General features: G+C 44.9%; 17 protein-coding genes. 13 read left to right on the plus strand and 4 right to left on the minus strand.

Annotated features, from left to right (window positions below; translation table 11 throughout):
* Positions 1–60: 60 nt before the first annotated feature.
* Entirely contained in the window at positions 61–591 is a 531-nt protein-coding gene (gene smrB, locus AB6D80_RS08780) for an endonuclease SmrB (protein WP_009848510.1), read from the minus strand.
* A 62-nt stretch (positions 592–653) separates the two neighbouring features.
* Here smrB and prmB point away from each other — a divergent pair, with 62 nt between their 5' ends.
* The 10 genes from prmB (at position 654) to hflX (ending at position 12,990) form a co-directional block, all read left to right on the plus strand.
* Positions 654–1,586, plus strand: coding sequence for a 50S ribosomal protein L3 N(5)-glutamine methyltransferase (gene prmB, locus AB6D80_RS08785; RefSeq protein ID WP_009848509.1), 933 nt, complete (start codon positions 654–656; stop codon positions 1,584–1,586).
* A 262-nt stretch (positions 1,587–1,848) separates the two neighbouring features.
* Entirely contained in the window at positions 1,849–2,490 is a 642-nt protein-coding gene (locus AB6D80_RS08790) for a LysE family translocator (RefSeq protein WP_372188318.1), read from the plus strand.
* Positions 2,491–3,057: 567 nt separating this feature from the next.
* The gene (locus tag AB6D80_RS08795) at positions 3,058–4,515 is read left to right on the plus strand and encodes a protein adenylyltransferase SelO (protein ID WP_372188320.1); all 1,458 of its coding nucleotides are present in this window, start codon (positions 3,058–3,060) and stop codon (positions 4,513–4,515) included.
* Between the two features lie 157 nt (positions 4,516–4,672).
* Positions 4,673–5,401, plus strand: a complete 729-nt coding sequence (locus AB6D80_RS08800) for a response regulator (RefSeq protein WP_102582666.1) — start codon at positions 4,673–4,675, stop codon at positions 5,399–5,401.
* A 45-nt stretch (positions 5,402–5,446) separates the two neighbouring features.
* Positions 5,447–6,892 carry an ATP-binding protein gene (locus AB6D80_RS08805; RefSeq protein ID WP_012603466.1) on the plus strand — a complete coding sequence of 482 codons (1,446 nt, stop codon included), beginning with the start codon at positions 5,447–5,449 and terminating at the stop codon, positions 6,890–6,892.
* A gap of 110 nt (positions 6,893–7,002) precedes the next feature.
* A complete protein-coding gene (locus tag AB6D80_RS08810; RefSeq protein WP_048664276.1) occupies positions 7,003–8,250 on the plus strand; it encodes an ABC transporter substrate-binding protein in 1,248 nt (415 codons plus the stop codon).
* A 181-nt stretch (positions 8,251–8,431) separates the two neighbouring features.
* Complete coding sequence (locus tag AB6D80_RS08815) at positions 8,432–9,370, plus strand: carbohydrate ABC transporter permease (protein WP_102480879.1); 939 nt, start codon at positions 8,432–8,434, stop codon at positions 9,368–9,370.
* The gene (locus AB6D80_RS08820) at positions 9,367–10,224 is read left to right on the plus strand and encodes a carbohydrate ABC transporter permease (RefSeq protein ID WP_048613124.1); all 858 of its coding nucleotides are present in this window, start codon (positions 9,367–9,369) and stop codon (positions 10,222–10,224) included. The genes AB6D80_RS08815 and AB6D80_RS08820 overlap by 4 nt, the downstream gene beginning before the upstream one ends.
* Positions 10,225–10,230: 6 nt before the next feature.
* Positions 10,231–11,343, plus strand: a complete 1,113-nt coding sequence (locus AB6D80_RS08825; RefSeq protein ID WP_048613122.1) for an ABC transporter ATP-binding protein — start codon at positions 10,231–10,233, stop codon at positions 11,341–11,343.
* 279 nt (positions 11,344–11,622) lie between these two features.
* On the plus strand, positions 11,623–12,990 hold the full coding sequence (gene hflX, locus AB6D80_RS08830; RefSeq protein ID WP_012603471.1) for a GTPase HflX: 1,368 nt from the start codon (positions 11,623–11,625) through the stop codon (positions 12,988–12,990).
* A 95-nt stretch (positions 12,991–13,085) separates the two neighbouring features.
* Here hflX and minE read toward each other — a convergent pair whose 3' ends face one another.
* Genes minE through minC form a run of 3 tightly spaced genes read right to left on the minus strand, consistent with a single transcriptional unit; the run spans position 13,086 to position 14,853 of the window.
* Positions 13,086–13,349, minus strand: coding sequence for a cell division topological specificity factor MinE (gene minE / locus AB6D80_RS08835; RefSeq protein ID WP_009848499.1), 264 nt, complete (start codon positions 13,347–13,349; stop codon positions 13,086–13,088).
* 6 nt (positions 13,350–13,355) lie between these two features.
* On the minus strand, positions 13,356–14,168 hold the full coding sequence (gene minD, locus AB6D80_RS08840; protein WP_009848498.1) for a septum site-determining protein MinD: 813 nt from the start codon (positions 14,166–14,168) through the stop codon (positions 13,356–13,358).
* A gap of 22 nt (positions 14,169–14,190) precedes the next feature.
* Positions 14,191–14,853, minus strand: coding sequence for a septum site-determining protein MinC (gene minC / locus AB6D80_RS08845; protein WP_009848497.1), 663 nt, complete (start codon positions 14,851–14,853; stop codon positions 14,191–14,193).
* A gap of 219 nt (positions 14,854–15,072) precedes the next feature.
* Between minC and AB6D80_RS08850 the strand changes: the two genes are divergently transcribed.
* From AB6D80_RS08850 to AB6D80_RS08860, 3 genes are all read left to right on the plus strand, one after another.
* Positions 15,073–15,363: a YcgL domain-containing protein gene (locus AB6D80_RS08850; RefSeq protein WP_009848496.1), complete on the plus strand. Its 291-nt coding sequence runs from the start codon at positions 15,073–15,075 to the stop codon at positions 15,361–15,363.
* 30 nt (positions 15,364–15,393) lie between these two features.
* Positions 15,394–16,392 (plus strand): lytic transglycosylase domain-containing protein, encoded by a 999-nt coding sequence (locus AB6D80_RS08855; RefSeq protein ID WP_009848495.1) that lies wholly within the window; start codon positions 15,394–15,396, stop codon positions 16,390–16,392.
* A 152-nt stretch (positions 16,393–16,544) separates the two neighbouring features.
* Entirely contained in the window at positions 16,545–17,465 is a 921-nt protein-coding gene (locus tag AB6D80_RS08860) for a LysR family transcriptional regulator (RefSeq protein ID WP_009848494.1), read from the plus strand.
* The last annotated feature ends 23 nt before the right edge of the window (positions 17,466–17,488 follow it).

Below are 17,488 nucleotides of genomic sequence, written 5' to 3' on the forward strand. Positions count from 1 at the left end.
TATTTCGACCAAACGACAAGGTGCTGGACGTACTTTTTAGAATAAAGAGCAAGTCGATGGCTATTTATCTGGGATAGCAAGTAAAACCAGTAGCGCCCCATGGCCACCGAACTCTAAAGGTGCTTGGTGAAAAGCCATCACATCTGGGTGCTGCGCTAACCACAAAGGCACTTTCTGTTTAAGGATGTGTTTACCAATGCCGTGCTGTACACAGGCACAAGCTACGCTCTCTTTCACGCAGTGTGCAATCATAGCCCCAAGTTCACGTTTGGCTTCTTGTTGAGTCATACCGTGCATATCAAGATACACATCCGGTACATAGACACCACGACGTAAGCGTTTCACCTCATATTTAGAGACATCATCGCGTGCATAACGTGTAGGCCCCTCTTCGCTAAGATGCGGAATGAACTCATCCGAGAAATAAAACTCGCTATCACTGGCTTGTCTTGCCGTGCGAGTAATTTCTTTTTGCTTGGCATTTCTTTTTGGTTGCTGGACTATGGTATCCTGTTGCAACTTTTTAACGCCCTTTACTGCATCGTTGAATAGGGCGAAATCGTCATCGAAGTCGGTGTCTTTTTTGCTCATCAGGTTATGAATTCTAATTAGAAACGTAATTAGCAGTATTGTAGCGCTTTTCGGAGACAATTTTGGATAAGATTTTTGTAGAAGAAGCGGTATCAGAACTACACACGCTTCAAGATGTGATTCGTTGGACTGTTAGTCGCTTTAACGCAGCGGGCCTATTTTATGGTCACGGCACTGATAACGCGTGGGATGAGGCGGTACAACTAATTTTACCTACTCTTTATCTGCCGATTGATGTTCCTTCGCATGTGATGAACTCTCGTCTAACGAGTAGCGAGCGTCTGCGTATTGTTGAGCGCGTAATCAAGCGTATCAATGAGCGTACACCAACGGCTTACTTAACCAATAAAGCTTGGTTCTGTGGCCTTGAGTTCTTCGTTGATGAGCGCGTTCTTGTGCCTCGCTCTCCAATTGGTGAGCTGATCGAAGCTCAATTCCAACCTTGGTTAATTGAAGAGCCAACTCGCATCATGGATATGTGTACGGGTAGTGGTTGTATTGCTATTGCTTGTGCTCATGCATTCCCTGACGCAGAAGTAGATGCGATTGATATCTCTACAGACGCACTGCAAGTTGCAGAGCAGAACGTTCAAGATCACGGCATGGAGCAGCAAGTGTTCCCAATCCGTTCAGATCTTTTCCGTGACTTGCCAAAAGAGAAATACAACCTGATCGTATCTAACCCACCTTACGTGGACGAAGAAGATATGAACAGCCTGCCAGATGAGTTTACTCACGAGCCAGAACTTGGCCTAGCAGCGGGTACTGACGGTCTGAAATTGGTTCGTCGCATCTTAGCTAACGCACCAGACTACCTAACTGACGACGGTATTCTTATCTGTGAAGTGGGCAACTCAATGGTTCACATGATGGATCAGTACCCAGAGATTCCATTCACTTGGATTGAATTCTCGAACGGTGGTCACGGTGTATTCATGATCACTCGCGAGCAGCTAGTGGCTTGCGCTGACGAATTCTCTATCTACAAAGACTAGGTTACTGTTAGTCGTTAGCTTAGGGATTTAGCTTGGAGATTAAGCTGGAAACTTAAGGTTAGAACCTGATAAGACGTTTTATTTGAAACGTTTGAATTTAAACGCCATGCAGCAATGCATGGCGTTTTGTTATTGCCGAAATTTAAGAGATAAGTAAGCAGCACAGAGTGAACGTGATCAATATTTAGTTGCTTAATATGAATAGCTATTACATATTGGCGCTCAATATTTAGTCGTTTTAGTGAGTTAAGGAGAATTCGCGATGACCTTTGATACATGGATTTATTATTTGTTGGCAGTACTGATTTTAACGACATCGCCGGGGCCAAGCTCTTTGTTGTGCATGACTAAGGGTGTGCAATCTGGTTTTAAGTTATCGATATTTACCGCCTTGGGTAGCGTGACTGCCATTACCGGAATCCTCACGTTATCTTTTACCGGTTTAGGGGTGATCATTGCTTCGTCAGAAGTGGTGTTTAATATCATTAAGTGGACGGGGGCTGCTTACCTTATTTATCTCGGTTGGAAGTCGTTACGATCGAGTCAGCAAGATTACGACAAGTTATCGAATCAACAAGCCGGCTCTCAACCTGTTAAAGAAAGCGCTGCACAGCATTATGTCAGTGGCTTTATTGTTGGTGCGAGTAACCCAAAAGCTATCCTGTTTTTTACCGCACTTTTTCCTCAGTTTATTGACCCATCGATAGCGCTATTTCCTCAATTTGTGGTGTTCGCTTTGACCTTCGTTGTGATGGAATTATCTTGGTTACTGGTTTATGCCTACCTAGGTGCGAAATCATCAAATTGGTTGTTTGCTAAAGGTAGAGCCAAGGTTTTTAATCGTGTGACTGGTGGTGTCTTTATCGGTGCTGGGGCGCTGCTTTCTACGACAAGCAGAGCGTAATTTCCAATTTATCAAAGGCCTGAATAGTTACAGAAAATTATTCAGGCTGTAATAAAAGGTTAATATTAATGTGCTTGCTGATATCGGCATAAAGTCGATATATTGGTGTTACACCATCACATTCTCAGGAGAGATATATGCAGCATCAAGAAATGATTCAACACAGTAATTTTGGCGTAATCAGTCGAACTTGGATTTTCTCTACCCTTTCTCTTCTGGGTATTCTTGCTCTAATGTAGTCAGCTTCATGGCTCTATATTTTTAGTTTTTATTATGAAATCACTTGTTAAAAAGTCTTCAAAGTCAGAACTCTTTCTCTTATAAATGTGGCTTTCTCATCAGGCTAGCCACTTAACTTTTTCTTAGTCATCCTCTTCTAGCAAGCTTCCCCTAGTCATTTACTCCTAGTCGCCATTTCTCGTAGTCGTCTTCTTCCCCTAAAGCCGCCACCTTCTTCCTGTGGAATGGTTTATCACCTTACCTCTATAAACAAGCGCCATCGCACTTCTGAAGTTGTTACGAAACTGTGATAATCTTAAGTTATCTTTTATCTACAGTGTATCTCTCATGTCTGTCTGGGATTCTATTTCATTTAACAATCGATTTACGGCATTACCTCGATTGTTCTATACCCCAATTCAACCTACACCGCTAAACAATGTTCAATGGCTCGCATGGAACCATAACCTTGCGGATGAACTCGGCTTTCCGTCATTTGAGGGCGCCTCAGAGGAATTGCTTGAGACGTTGTCGGGCAATGTTGAACCTGAGCCATTCTCGCCAGTAGCAATGAAATACGCAGGTCATCAGTTTGGCTCTTATAACCCCGATTTAGGTGATGGAAGAGGGCTGTTATTAGCTCAAGTTGTCGCGAAAAGTGGTGAAACGTTCGACTTACACCTTAAAGGTGCGGGTAAAACTCCCTATTCTCGTATGGGCGATGGTCGTGCTGTTATTCGATCAACGGTTCGTGAGTATCTATGTAGCGAAGCGATGGCGGGGCTTAATATCCCAACTACTCGCGCATTGGCGATGATGACTAGCGACACACCCGTTTATCGAGAGAAGCAAGAGTGGGGCGCATTGCTGGTGCGTGCTGCTGAGTCACACATCCGTTTCGGTCACTTTGAACATCTGTTTTATACCAATCAGTTGGCAGAACATAAATTATTGGCCGATAAAGTCATCGAATGGCACTTCCCGGAATGCCTCGATGACGACAAACCCTACGCTGCTATGTTTAATCAGATTGTTGATCGCACTGCGGAAATGGTCGCGCTGTGGCAAGCGAATGGTTTTGCTCATGGGGTGATGAACACCGATAACATGTCGATCATAGGGCAAACCTTCGATTATGGCCCGTTCGCCTTCTTAGATGAATATGACCCTCGCTTGATCTGTAATCACTCCGACTATCAAGGTCGTTATGCCTTTAATCAGCAGCCTAGAATTGGATTATGGAATTTGTCGGCACTGGCTCATTCTCTTTCTCCGCTGGTGGATAAAGCCGATTTAGAGGCCGCGTTAGAACAGTACGAACCACAAATGAACGGTTATTTCAGTCAGCTGATGCGCCGTAAGTTAGGATTGCTTTCGAAACACGAAGGTGACAGTCGCTTGTTTGAATCTATGTTCGAGCTGATGTCGCAAAACAAAGTCGATTACCCAAGATTCTTTAGAACGCTATCGAACCTAGATACATTGCTGCCGCAAGACGTGATTGATTTGGTTATCGACCGCGAGGCCGCAAAGCTATGGGTGGATAACTACTTGCAACGCTGTGAATTGGAAGAGAGTTCAGTGGCCGAGCGCTGTGAAAAGATGCGACAAGTAAACCCGAAATACATCCTCAGAAACTACCTAGCCCAGCTTGCGATAGATAAAGCTGAGCGCGGTGATAGCAGCGATATTGATGCACTAATGGTGGTGCTGGCAGACCCTTATGCGGAACATCCTGACTACGAACATCTTGCTGCCTTGCCGCCTGAGTGGGGCAAAGCAATGGAAATCAGCTGTTCCTCTTAACCTTCTATGATTCTTTGAGTCGCTAAGTACAGGTAGAGGTCACTAAGATGTGATCTTTATCTGTTTGTTCGTCTAACTTTACAAACATGTCAATAATCAAATAATCGGCCAGCCTATACACTATGTGAATAAGTTGTAAATTTAATAGGTTTGGGCGATGCCAACAAATACTCGAATTCTCGTGGTGGATGATGATCAAGAAATCTGCGAGCTGCTGGAAGAGTACCTCACAAAATCGGGTTTCGATGTTTCTTCGGTGGGAGATGGTGTTGAACTCGAAACTCATCTGCAAAACCAAGGTTATCCAGACCTGATTCTGCTTGATGTGATGCTCCCCGGTGACGACGGTTTTACCTTGTGTCAGCGAGTCCGAAAACAATCCAATGTGCCTATCATTATGCTGACAGCGGTATCGGATGAAACCGATCAGATTATCGGCTTAGAAATTGGTGCAGATGATTACATCGCGAAGCCGTTTAGTCCTCGTCAGTTAATGGCTCGAATCAAAGCGCTATTACGCCGTGTACAAGTGGTGGACGACAAGCCAAGTGATGCATTGCCAAAGCAGATTATTTTTGGTGATTGGACGCTCGATACGCTCGCGCACCGAATCTATCACAACGAAAACTCAGAAGAGATGGACTTGTCGGGCAGTGACTTTTCTTTGTTGATGTTGTTCTTAACTCGTCCTAACGAAGTTCTCGACCGTGACACAATATCTTTCGCTACCAGAGGCCGTGAAGCGCTGCCTTTTGAACGTGGCATTGACGTACAGCTTAGCCGCCTGAGAAGCCGATTGGGCGACAGTGGTAAATATCCTCACTACATCAAAACCATGCGCGGTAATGGCTACATTCTTGCTGTGCCGGTTCAGTATGAACATTGATAATCAAGTGCTGTTAATGAACACCTTGCCAATGAAGTATTTCCTATGAACTGGTTGAGTCGATTAAAACCAAACTCTTTGGTCGCAAGAACCTTATTGTTGACGTTGTTAGCCGTTGTGATTGCTCAAGGCATCGCAACGTCTATATGGTATAGCGAATCAAAACACAAAGAGCTGGAAGGAATTCGTTCTGCCTCGTCGAGCATGGCGAACATGTTTGCTTCAACGGTGACTTTTTTCCAATCTCTACCCGTTAAATATCGTCATATCGTGCTGGATCAAATACGGAATATGGGCGGTACGCGCTTCTTCGTTTCTTTCAATAAAGAGGCTTTGATTGTCGAACCGATCCCCGATACCCGTTTAAAAACAGCCTCGATTGAAGCGATAGAAAGTGTTTTGAGTAGCAAACTCAATAAAGTGGCGTCAGTGCGGGTAGATTTTTCTCGACCTGAACACCTTCGCTTGCTTAAAAACGACATCTACTTAAGCGATCTCCCGCGATCTTGGGCACATCATACTTTAACGTTAGAACCGCTGAATCCACCCATTCTGGTTGTACAAATCGAATTGACCAGTCACGAATGGGTATACATTGCGGCATTGTTGCCTGCTCCATATGTGAAACTCGACGATACGATTCTTGGCAGAGAGCAGGTGATCTTCTTAGTTTCTTCAACGCTTATTTTGCTGGTTCTAACTTACTTGATGATTCGTCGCCAAGTGCGTCCTCTGAAAAAGTTAGCAAGGGCGGCCAATGAGATGAGTATGGATATTCAGCAGCCTCCGCTAAACGAAGAAGGGGCGACTGAACTGGTCACCGCAACCCGAGCCTTTAATCGCATGCAGCAACGGATTCGTCGCTATGTTGCCGACCGAGAGCACCTTTTTTCTGCGATCTCCCATGACTTAAAGACACCAATAACACGTCTAAGATTGCGTGCAGAGTTGTTGGAGAGTGAAGTAAAGAAAGACAAATTCAATAAAGATCTCGATGAGCTCGAGATGATGGTCAAAGGTGCTTTGCAAGCGGTAAGAGACACCGATCTACACGAGAATAATGCCATTATTGACCTCAACGAAATGGTACTTTCTGTTATTGAATCTCATAACCAGTATCAGACAAAAGTTGAGTTTGAGCCGGTCGTCATTGAGCCACTGGTCGCGAAACCACTGGCGATTAAGCGTGTACTGACCAACTTAATTGACAACGCGGTTAAGTATGGTTCATCAGCTGTCGTGGAAGTTAGTGGTGATGAGCTTTGGGTTGTCGTGACTATTCAAGACCGTGGGAATGGCATTCCTGAAGACAAGTTAGAGATGGTTTTTGAACCCTATTTTAGGCTAGCAACGGATGATCAAGGACACGGACTTGGCCTCGGGATCTGCCGAAACATCCTGCACGGACACGGTGGAGATCTCATTATTCGCAACTCCTCTCAAGGTGGCTTGGAAGTCAAAGTCTATATCCCAACAGGCCTAGAAGTGTAGTGTAACAATCGTGTTACATTGGGGTTACCTTTTGTTTCAATCTTATCAGTCAGAATAAGTAGACTCTTTATTGAACCGGGCGTCGAGTCCGCTAAACATGGAAGATTATAATGAAAATCAATAAAACCCTACTTACTCTATCTCTTCTTGCTGCCTCAACATTTTCTCAAGCTGGTGAAGTGGAAGTGCTTCACTGGTGGACTGCCGGTGGCGAAGCGAAATCCGCGGCGGTACTGAAAGAGATGATTGAAGAACAAGGCCATACTTGGAAAGACTTCGCAGTTGCTGGTGGCGGCGGTGAAAGTGCGATGACTGTTTTGAAAACGCGAGCAGTATCGGGCAACCCTCCATCTGCGGCGCAGATTAAAGGTCATGATATTCAGGAGTGGGGTGGTTTAGGTTTTCTAACGTCTCTCGATGCGACTGCAAAACAAGAACAATGGGATGAACTACTACCAGAAGTAGTGACTAAAGTGATGAAGTGGGATGGCGAATATGTGGCAGTTCCTGTCAACGTTCACCGTGTTAACTGGCTTTGGGCTAACCCTGTTGTTTTAGAAAAATCAGGCGTGACGGTTCCAACGACATTAGATGAGTTCTTTGTAGCTGCAGACAAGATTAAAGCGGCTGGCTTCATTCCATTAGCTCATGGCGGTCAGCCTTGGCAAGACGCGACAGTATTCGAAGCCGTGGCACTTGATGTACTAGGCAGTGAAGACTACAACAAAGCGTTCGTTGATCTTGATATGGACGTATTATCTGGCGACAAAATGGTGGAAGTGTTCACCAAGTTCAAAAAGATGCGTGATTACATCGACAGCAACTCTCCTGGTCGTGATTGGAACGTAGCAACCTCAATGGTTATCAATGGCGAAGCCGCGATGCAGATCATGGGTGACTGGGCGAAAGGTGAATTTACTGCGGCAGGCAAAGTGCCGGGTAAAGATTACATCTGTGCACCAGCTCCAGGTACTGACGGCCAATTTACCTTCAATATCGATAGCTTTGCGTTCTTCGAGTTAAGTGACAAAGAGAACCAAAAAGCGCAGCAAGACCTAGCAAAAACCATTCTTACCAAGGATTTCCAAGAAGTATTCAACCTTAACAAAGGTTCTATCCCTGTACGTCTAGATATGGACATGTCTAAATTCGACCAATGTGCGTTGGATTCAATGGCTACTTTCAAAGCGAGTGCTGAATCGGGCGATCTTGTTCCGAGTATGGCTCACGGCCTAGCGACGACAAGTTACGCGCAAGGCGCAATTTACGACGTGGTAACCAACTTCTTCAACGAGAAAGATGCCGATCCAAAAGAAGCGGCAGCCAAGTTAGCGAAAGCAGTGAAAGCGGCTATCTAATCTAACTTGATAAGCGACACACAACGCACATAAGTGAAGGGTTGTGTTGCTTTATCGAACCCCCAGGGTGGGTAGGCTCGTAGGGAGCCTATCTGCTCTTCACTCCCAATTCTGATATGCGTGATGCTGATGTGGTGCCGAAAGGTAAGCCATCGGCTCGATTGTGCAACAAGGATAAGTTATGGAGCATGTTTTGACTGAGTCGACTCCAAAACCCACAAGGAGCCAGCCTGCACCGAAACCGAGTTTTGCTGACAGGTTACAACATTGGTTACCTAAAATGGTACTTGCGCCGACCGCGTTAGTGACCGTGGTGTGTATCTACGGCTACATTTTTTGGACGGCAGCGCTGTCGTTCACCAACTCTCGATTTCTGCCGAGCTTTAACTTCGTTGGTTTAACCCAATATGAAAAGCTGATGGACAACGATCGTTGGATCACCTCAATCACTAACCTCGGTGTGTTTGGCTTTCTTTTTATGGCGATTGCTATCTTGCTTGGTGTTGGTTTAGCGGTATTGCTTGACCAGAATATCCGCCAAGAAGGGGCGATTCGAACTATCTATCTCTACCCAATGGCGTTGTCATTCATCGTGACAGGTACGGCGTGGAAATGGATTCTTAATCCGGGTCTTGGCATTGAAAAGCTGATGCAAGACTGGGGATTTACCGACTTCAAATTTGATTGGCTAGTTGACTCGGAAATGTCGGTGTATACCTTGGTTATCGCGGCACTTTGGCAGTCTTCAGGCTTTGTGATGGCGATGTTCTTAGCGGGTCTTCGCGGCATCGATTCATCAATTATCAAAGCGGCACAAATTGATGGGGCAAGCTTACCTACTATTTATCTCAAAATCATTCTGCCTTGCTTGCGCCCTGTGGTTTTCAGTGCGGTGATCATCACCTCACACATCGCGATTAAGAGCTTCGACCTTGTGACCGCAATGACGGCGGGTGGCCCGGGTTATTCATCGGACCTTCCTGCGCTATTCATGTATGCACACTCATTTACGCGTGGACAAATCGGCCTTGGTGCTGCCAGTGCCATGATGATGCTTGCTGGTATTTTAGCGATTCTCGTGCCTTATCTTTACTCTGAACTTAGGGAGAAAAAGTCATGATGAATAACATCAATTTTGCTCGAATCTTTATCTATTCAGCACTGCTTTTCTTCTGTTTAGTGTATCTAATGCCATTGTTCGTGATGGTGCTGACCTCATTCAAAACTCTGCCTGATATCAAGGCGGGCAACCTGATGAGCTTGCCGAAAGAGTGGGTGTTCGATGCTTGGTATAAAGCGTGGGACACCGCTTGTACGGGCGTGAAATGTGAAGGCATCAAAGGCTACTTCTGGAACTCATTCCAAATGGTGATTCCAGCGGTTGCGATTTCAACACTGCTCGGTGCATTCAATGGCTATGTGGTGACGAAATGGCAATTTAGAGGTTCAAACCTGTTCTTTAGTTTGTTGTTATTTGGCTGCTTCATTCCATTCCAAGTGGTGCTACTGCCAATGGCGACCATGCTTGGCAAGATGGGGTTAGCGAACACAACCATCGGCTTGGTGATTGTGCACGTTATCTACGGCATGGCATTTACAACACTGTTTTTCCGTAACTTCTATATCTCGATCCCTGATGAATTAATCAAGGCGGCAAAGCTCGATGGTGCTGGCTTCTTTACCATCTTCTTCAAGATCTTATTACCGATCTCAACGCCAATCATCATGGTGACGGTGATCTGGCAGTTCACCGCTATCTGGAATGATTTCTTGTTTGGGGTGGTCTATTCGGGCTCAGAAACTCAGCCAATCACTGTGGCATTAAATAACTTAGTCAACACCAGTACGGGCGTTAAAGAATATAACGTCGACATGGCTGCCGCGATCATCGCCGCACTGCCAACGCTGTTGGTATATGTCTTCGCAGGAAAATATTTTGTTCGTGGCCTAACGGCAGGATCAGTAAAAGGATAATTACCCATGGCAACATTAGATTTAAAACAGATCCGTAAAACCTATCGCAACGCGGACAACGAAACGTTAAAGGGCATCGACATCAGTATCGATTCGGGGGAATTTTTGATACTTGTCGGCCCTTCGGGGTGTGGAAAATCCACCCTAATGAACACCATTGCTGGGCTCGAGAATATTAGCTCGGGTGAGATTGTAATTGACGGCATAGACGTGGCGCAGGTTGAACCTAAAGATCGCGATATCGCCATGGTATTCCAATCCTACGCGCTTTACCCAAACATGACGGTACGTGGCAATATCGCTTTCGGTCTGAAGATTCGCAAGATGCCTCAGGACGAGATTGATGCAGAAGTGAATCGAGTGGCAGAAATGCTGCAAATAGAGCAGTTGCTTGATCGTAAACCATCGCAGCTTTCTGGTGGTCAGCGTCAACGTGTCGCGATGGGACGCGCTCTGGCTCGTCGCCCTAAGCTTTATCTATTTGATGAGCCACTTTCGAACTTGGATGCTAAGTTACGTGTTGAGATGCGTCATCAGATTAAGCGCTTACACCAGAAGCTCAATACCACGATCGTTTATGTAACCCATGATCAGATCGAGGCAATGACACTGGCTGATCGCATCGCAGTAATGAAAGATGGCGAGCTACAGCAGTTAGGCACACCGCAAGAGATCTACACCAAACCCAACAATATGTTTGTGGCTGGCTTTATGGGGTCACCGTCAATGAACTTCATTAAAACCATGGTGGACTTGGATGAGGAACAGAATCCGATTATTAAAGTGGTTGGTACTGCAGATCAAGAACACCATATTCGTTTGCCACAAAGTATGCGCGACCAAGACGGCAAAGAATTGGTGATTGGGCTGCGTCCAGAACACATTACTGAACAGGAAGGCGATGATGTTTCTGCCTCGACAAAGCTGGACTTACAGCTGGAGGTATTGGAGCCAACAGGGCCAGATACCATCGCAATGGTTAAAGTGAACGACCAAGAAGTAGCGTGTCGTTTATCGCCAGAATTTGAAGTGTCGGTTGGGCAAATGGCACCGCTTCATTTTGACTTATCAAAGGCGGTATTCTTCGATGCTCAAACCGAAGCGAGAATCGACTTCTAACTTCTAGTTGCTGAGTTAGTTTAACAATCAAAGTTCATGTCTAAATCAAAGGCAGTATCACCAACTACTAATAAGTAACGTGATGCTGCCTTTTTCGTTGTCTATACTTGCTTTTTATCCCTTATAAAAACAGAGGGATAAACGATATATATGCTTCTACTGCAATAATATCGTGATTTAGTATCCCTTAGCTCTATAAAGCTGACGTAGAAACGCGTAGGATCACACTACTTTAGACCAGAAACTAGGCTGCACCTTGGTGCATAAACAGAAGAATACATGAAACTAACAGCAAAACCAGCGGCGAATAACGCTTTACTTATTTCTATTACGACACCGGATTTTAAAGGTGACGAAGCAAAAGAGTCTCTTGCCGAACTTGCTCGCTTAGTGACAACCCTAGGGTTTAAAGTCGTCGGTACGCAATCGCAACACCACAGTTCATCTCAAAGACAGAATGTGTTGGGTGCAGGTAAGCTCGCCGAAATTGCACATCTAACTGGTTACCAAGGCTCTATTGAAGAAGCTGAAGATGAAGACTTTCTTGATGAGTCGGGTTTGTTTGATTCTGAAATCGATGAGCTAGATTTTGATGATCTTCCAACGGGCAATTTCCAGTACGGTGCCGCTGATGTTGTGGTATTTGACTGTGATTTAAGTCCATCTCAAATGCGTACTGTTGAGGCGAGTTTGGGTGTGGAAGTATTTGACCGTACTGGCATCATCATCGAAATCTTTAGCCGCCACGCTCGTACTCGTACTGCTCGTCTGCAAGTTGATATCGCTCGTTTAAACTACTTAGTGCCACGTCTTCGTGAAACGGCTGAGGGCGATAAAGAGCGTCAAATGGGTCAGGGCGCCGGTGAAACTTCACTAGAGCTAGACCGTCGTAACGTACGTGACCAAATTGCTGCGCTTAAGCGTGAGCTAGTAAGCGTACAAGATGAAATGAAGACCCGACGCACAAGGCGCGCGGAGCTTTTCACTGTTGCTTTAGTTGGCTACACCAATGCCGGTAAGTCTTCGATGATGCGTGCAATGACCGCAACCGAAGTGGTGGGTGAAGATAAACTGTTCGCAACGCTAGATACGACGGTTCGTGCGCTTCAGCCGATTACTCAACCGCGTATTCTGGTTTCAGATACAGTGGGTTTCATCAAGAAATTGCCACACGATCTGGTTGCATCATTCCACTCAACGCTAGCAGAAGCGCACGATGCTTCATTGTTGCTTTATGTGGTTGATGCTTCTGATGTTTCATTCCGCGCACAACTTGATGTGGTACACGACGTATTAGCACAAGTGGGTGTTGAAGGCAGCGAAAAACTATTAGTGCTGAATAAGTGCGATAGATTGACTGAAGAACAGCAATTAGAGCTGATCGAAGAATTCCCAGATGCGATGCTAACGTCGACTCGTGATCCGCTAGATATTACGAAACTGCACAAGTATATCGTTGGTGTTGCTGAAGAAGGTATGATCGAAGAAGAGATCACTATCCCTTATTCTGGACAAGGCATTATCGGCGAGATTCGCTCAAACATGAGTGTGGTTAAAGAAGAGTACGATTACGAGTGTATTAAGTTGACTGTTCGCTCTAGTGAAATTGATTTAGCTCGACTGAAAAAGCGTATGCAGAATTCTTAATCTTTTATAGCGTTTAGACACAAGTTCAAATACCAAAAAAGAGAGCCTAGGCTCTCTTTTTTATTGAATCGTGATAAGCACAGCTCGAGCTCTGCTTATCGGTCTTCTTCTGGAAGTTTGACGTTCAGTTCTAATACTGAGATGTCGTCATCTTTGTGTTCGAAAGTCAGATCAACCATTGATGGATCGACGTCAACGTACTTCGCAATACACTTCAAGATGTCTTCTTTTAGTTGCGGCAGATAAGACGGTGCTGGGTCGTCATGGCTGCGTCGCTCGGCAACAATGATCTGCAAACGCTCTTTAGCTAGGTTTGCGGTTGTCTTTTTTTGTGGTCTAAAAAACTCTAGTAATGACATTGCGAATTAGCCCCCGAACAGTCTTTTGAAGATGCCTTTCTTCTGTTCCGTTAAGAAACGGAAGTCCACTTGGCTACCCAGTAGTCGCTCTACAGTATCATTGTAAGCCATACCTGCATCGGTTGCTTCGTCAAAAATAACTGGAACACCTTTGTTCGACGCGTTCAGTACTGCTTGGCTCTCTGGGATGACACCCAGTAGAGAGATGTGAAGAATCTCTTCAACGTCTTCAACACTTAGCATCTCACCTTGAGTTACACGTGCTGGGTTGTAGCGAGTCAGTAAAAGGTGCGTTTTCACTGGTTCTAAGCCATCTTCTGAACGACGAGACTTAGAATCAAGAATACCGAGAATACGGTCTGAATCGCGTACAGAAGAAACTTCTGGGTTAGTCGTAACAATCGCTTCATCAGCAAAGTAAAGCGCCATCAGAGCGCCTTGCTCGATACCTGCAGGAGAATCACAGATGATGAAATCAAAGCCCATTTCATCTAGTTCATCAAATACACGACGAACACCATCTTTTGTTAGTGCATCTTTATCACGAGTTTGAGAAGCCGGAAGAATGAATAGATTCTCTGTGCGCTTGTCTTTGATCATCGCTTGGTTCAGTGTCGCTTCGCCATTGATAACGTTAACGAAGTCGTACACAACACGACGCTCACAACCCATGATTAAATCTAGGTTACGCAGACCGATATCAAAGTCGATAACTGCGGTTTTCTTCCCTTTTAAAGCTAAGCCTGAGGCAATAGCTGCACTGGAGGTCGTTTTGCCTACCCCGCCTTTACCTGACGTTACAACGATAATGCGTGCCATTTTGTTTTCCTTTTTATTTCTCTTATATTGCGAGGACATCAACGTGTAATACATCGTTTGCCATACTGAACATGGTTTTCTTCTGCCAGTACTCGCTTTCAATTTGATCGCTGAGCCAGTAATTTCCAGCAATGGAAACCAGCTCGGCTTGTAAATCGTTACAAATTATTTTTGCTTCAGTTTGACCACTCGCGCCTGCAATCGCACGACCGCGTAAAGTACCATGGATATGGATGCTGCCATCGGCTATGACTTCTGCGCCAGCACTCACATGGCTGAGGATCAATAGATCGCCATCTTTTGCATACACTTGCTGACCAGAACGAATAGGCGTTCTCACCACTTTTATCGGAGCCATCTTCGCTGGAGCTTGAGAAGGCGATTTACTGGCTGTCATCACTGCAAAACCAGCTTCTTTCGCTAGGTTCTGCATACGTTTATCCGAACAACCAGCCACACCTACTGGGATCATGCCCGCTTGAGATATACCCTCTTTCAGTTGCACAAAATCGATATCACCCGCTACTTTGCTAATATTGATAACAACAGGCGCAGCAGCGAAAAAAGTGGGAGCTTGGTTTACTTTTTCTTGAAGAAAAGACACCGCATTTTCGACTTGATCATCGGATAAGTGCAAAACAGATAGCGTAAAACTGCTACCTTTTAGATCTGGATTACTAGACATCGAAAACTACAGGACCTCAATAGCGGATTGGTACAATTTCTTTATCAATAAAATAAAGGGCGTTGCCTGAAACTTGGTTTATCATGTTATATTCCCAAACCAAGCACAGCAAGTAATCTTGTTGTCAAATGAACGTTTTGTTCCCAATATTTCCCTTAACATAAACTATTGATCTCGTAAGTGAGAGTTTTGTAGTCATAAACAATAAAAAGGTTTGTCATGCTGTGTTCTATATATAAAAGTTCAAAGAAAGAAGGAACATACCTTTATATCCCTAAGAAGGATGATTTCTCACAAGTTCCTGACGCATTGATGCAAATGTTTGGTAAACCTAGTTTTGTAATGGTAATTAAAATGGATGGCCGTAAACTGGCGCAAGTGAACATCGATAAAGTGAGAGAATCACTGAACACCGATGGTTTCTTTTTGCAGGTTCCGCCACCACCGGTTAATGAACTTGAACTTCATAAAGAGCGTAAAGCTCAGCAAAACGTTCAAGACGAAGAGTGATAGCTACCTTAATTCAGGGAGGAGTGATCGTTGAGTAAATTTTCGAAAACCATATTGGCTGTGTCGGCCTTACTATTGGGTAATAGCCTGACGATTGGTTCAGTTCAGGCTGAAGAGCTGAGCTTTGAGCAATATGTAGAGAAACTAAAGCAACAAGGCCGTGCAGAAGGCATCTCTGAAACGATCATTGATCAGGCCTTTGATGGTGTGACGTTTAAGCCAAGAGCGGTGAAAGCCGATAAGAATCAACCTGAGAAAAAACTGACTCTGGATGAATACATTCCACGCGCGGTTCCAGATTGGAAAGTGAAGCAGGCGAGATCGCTCTATAAGAAGCATTATTCAGCGTTGAAGCGCATTGGTGATGAATATGGTGTTCAACCAAGATTCATTGTCGCGCTATGGGGTGTTGAGAGTAACTTTGGTAAGTTCACGGGTAACTACAGTGTTATTGATGCTCTCACGACTATGGCCTATGAAGGACGTAGAGAAGCCTTCTTCCGTAGTGAAGCGATGGCGGCGTTGAAGATTCTTGATCAAGGTCATATTGCACCACAAGAGATGAAAGGATCCTGGGCTGGTGCGATGGGGCAGCCTCAGTTTATGCCAAGCTCATTCTTAGCTTATGCCGCTGACGGTAACGGCGACGGCAAGAAAGATATTTGGGGTACTGAAGAGGATGTATTTGCTTCAGCGGCGAATTATCTCAGCCAATCGGGTTGGGATGACAAATATACTTGGGGCCGTCAGGTTCACGTACCGTCGACTGTGTCTATTGAAATGCAAGGCCGAGGCGAAGACAAAGCGAAATACTTAAAAGAGTGGTCTGAGCTCGGTATTAAGCGCTTTGACGATCGCCCACTACCAACGCTTGATGAAGATATTAAAGCTTGGCTAATTATGCCAGACGATGAAACTGGCCGTTCTTACCTCATTTACAACAACTACAATGTGTTAATGAAGTGGAATCGTTCTTACTACTTTGCTTTGGCAGTTAGCCACTTAGCAGACAGAATTAAGTTTGATTAATCGACCTAATTTGATTAACAGATTTAGGTCGCTTTGAATAGCATTTGGCCTACCATAGGCAGAACGAACTAAAGGACTCTTCGGAGTCCTTTTTCTTTTATATTTCAGAGATTTTTAAAGGTGGCCTTGTGCTAACAGATAGAGCCGCACAGATGGTGATATTCCATGCGTTAATCAAGCATGAAGGCTTTACCAGTGCAGCAAAAAGTTTGAATGTGTCGGTGTCTCACATCAGTAAGCAAGTTGCTTTGCTCGAGGATTCGATAGGTATCAAGCTGGTGCAACGAACCACACGCAGCCTGACACTAACTGAAGCAGGGGAAGTGTTCTATCAACATTGTGAGCAGCTGTTCAATACGGTGAAAGCGGCTCAAATGGATATGGATAGCCAGCGTGACGACATTTCTGGAATATTCCGCATAGGCTTGTCTCAGTCATTTGGCACACTGCATATCATTCCAGCGATTGATCAGCTCAGACAGCTCTATCCGCAGCTGAGAATTGAAGTGCATTTGTTCGATTACAAAGTGGATATGATTGAGGAGCGCTTGGATCTTTGGATCACCAATAATGAAGACCTGCCAGAAGGTTATATAGCGCAGCGTTTAGCCGACAGCCAATTTGTGGTAGCCGCATCACCGGATTATCTGATTAAAGCTGGTACTCCTCATGTGCCATCTGATCTGATTGACCATAACTGTCTTATCTATCGCAGCCGTGAACGAGACTACACGTCATGGGCGTTTGATAACGGGCAAGAAAACCTCAGTGTCAAAGTGGCGGGCGATTACTCGGTGGATTTGGCTGAGGCGGTACGAGACGCAGCTGTATCTGGGTGGGGTGTTGCTTATTTGGCGACTTATTTAGTCAAAGAGGAGTTTAGAACAGGCAAGTTAATCCAAGTATTACCAGAATGGAGAGCCAGTCAGTTGATGCCATTCTATGCCGTCTATCCGAGTCGAAAGAACATGCCAAAGAAGCTTTCAGCAGTGATTGAGTTCATCAAACAGCATGTTGGTTCGCCGACGTATTGGGACAAAAACCTCAAAACTTGCGTTGAGCTGCATCGTTAATTGTTTCCTAATTCATAAATATA

The organism is Vibrio sp. 10N.247.310.17, from assembly GCF_041466605.1.
GTDB classification, from domain to species: Bacteria; Pseudomonadota; Gammaproteobacteria; order Enterobacterales; family Vibrionaceae; genus Vibrio; species Vibrio tasmaniensis_A.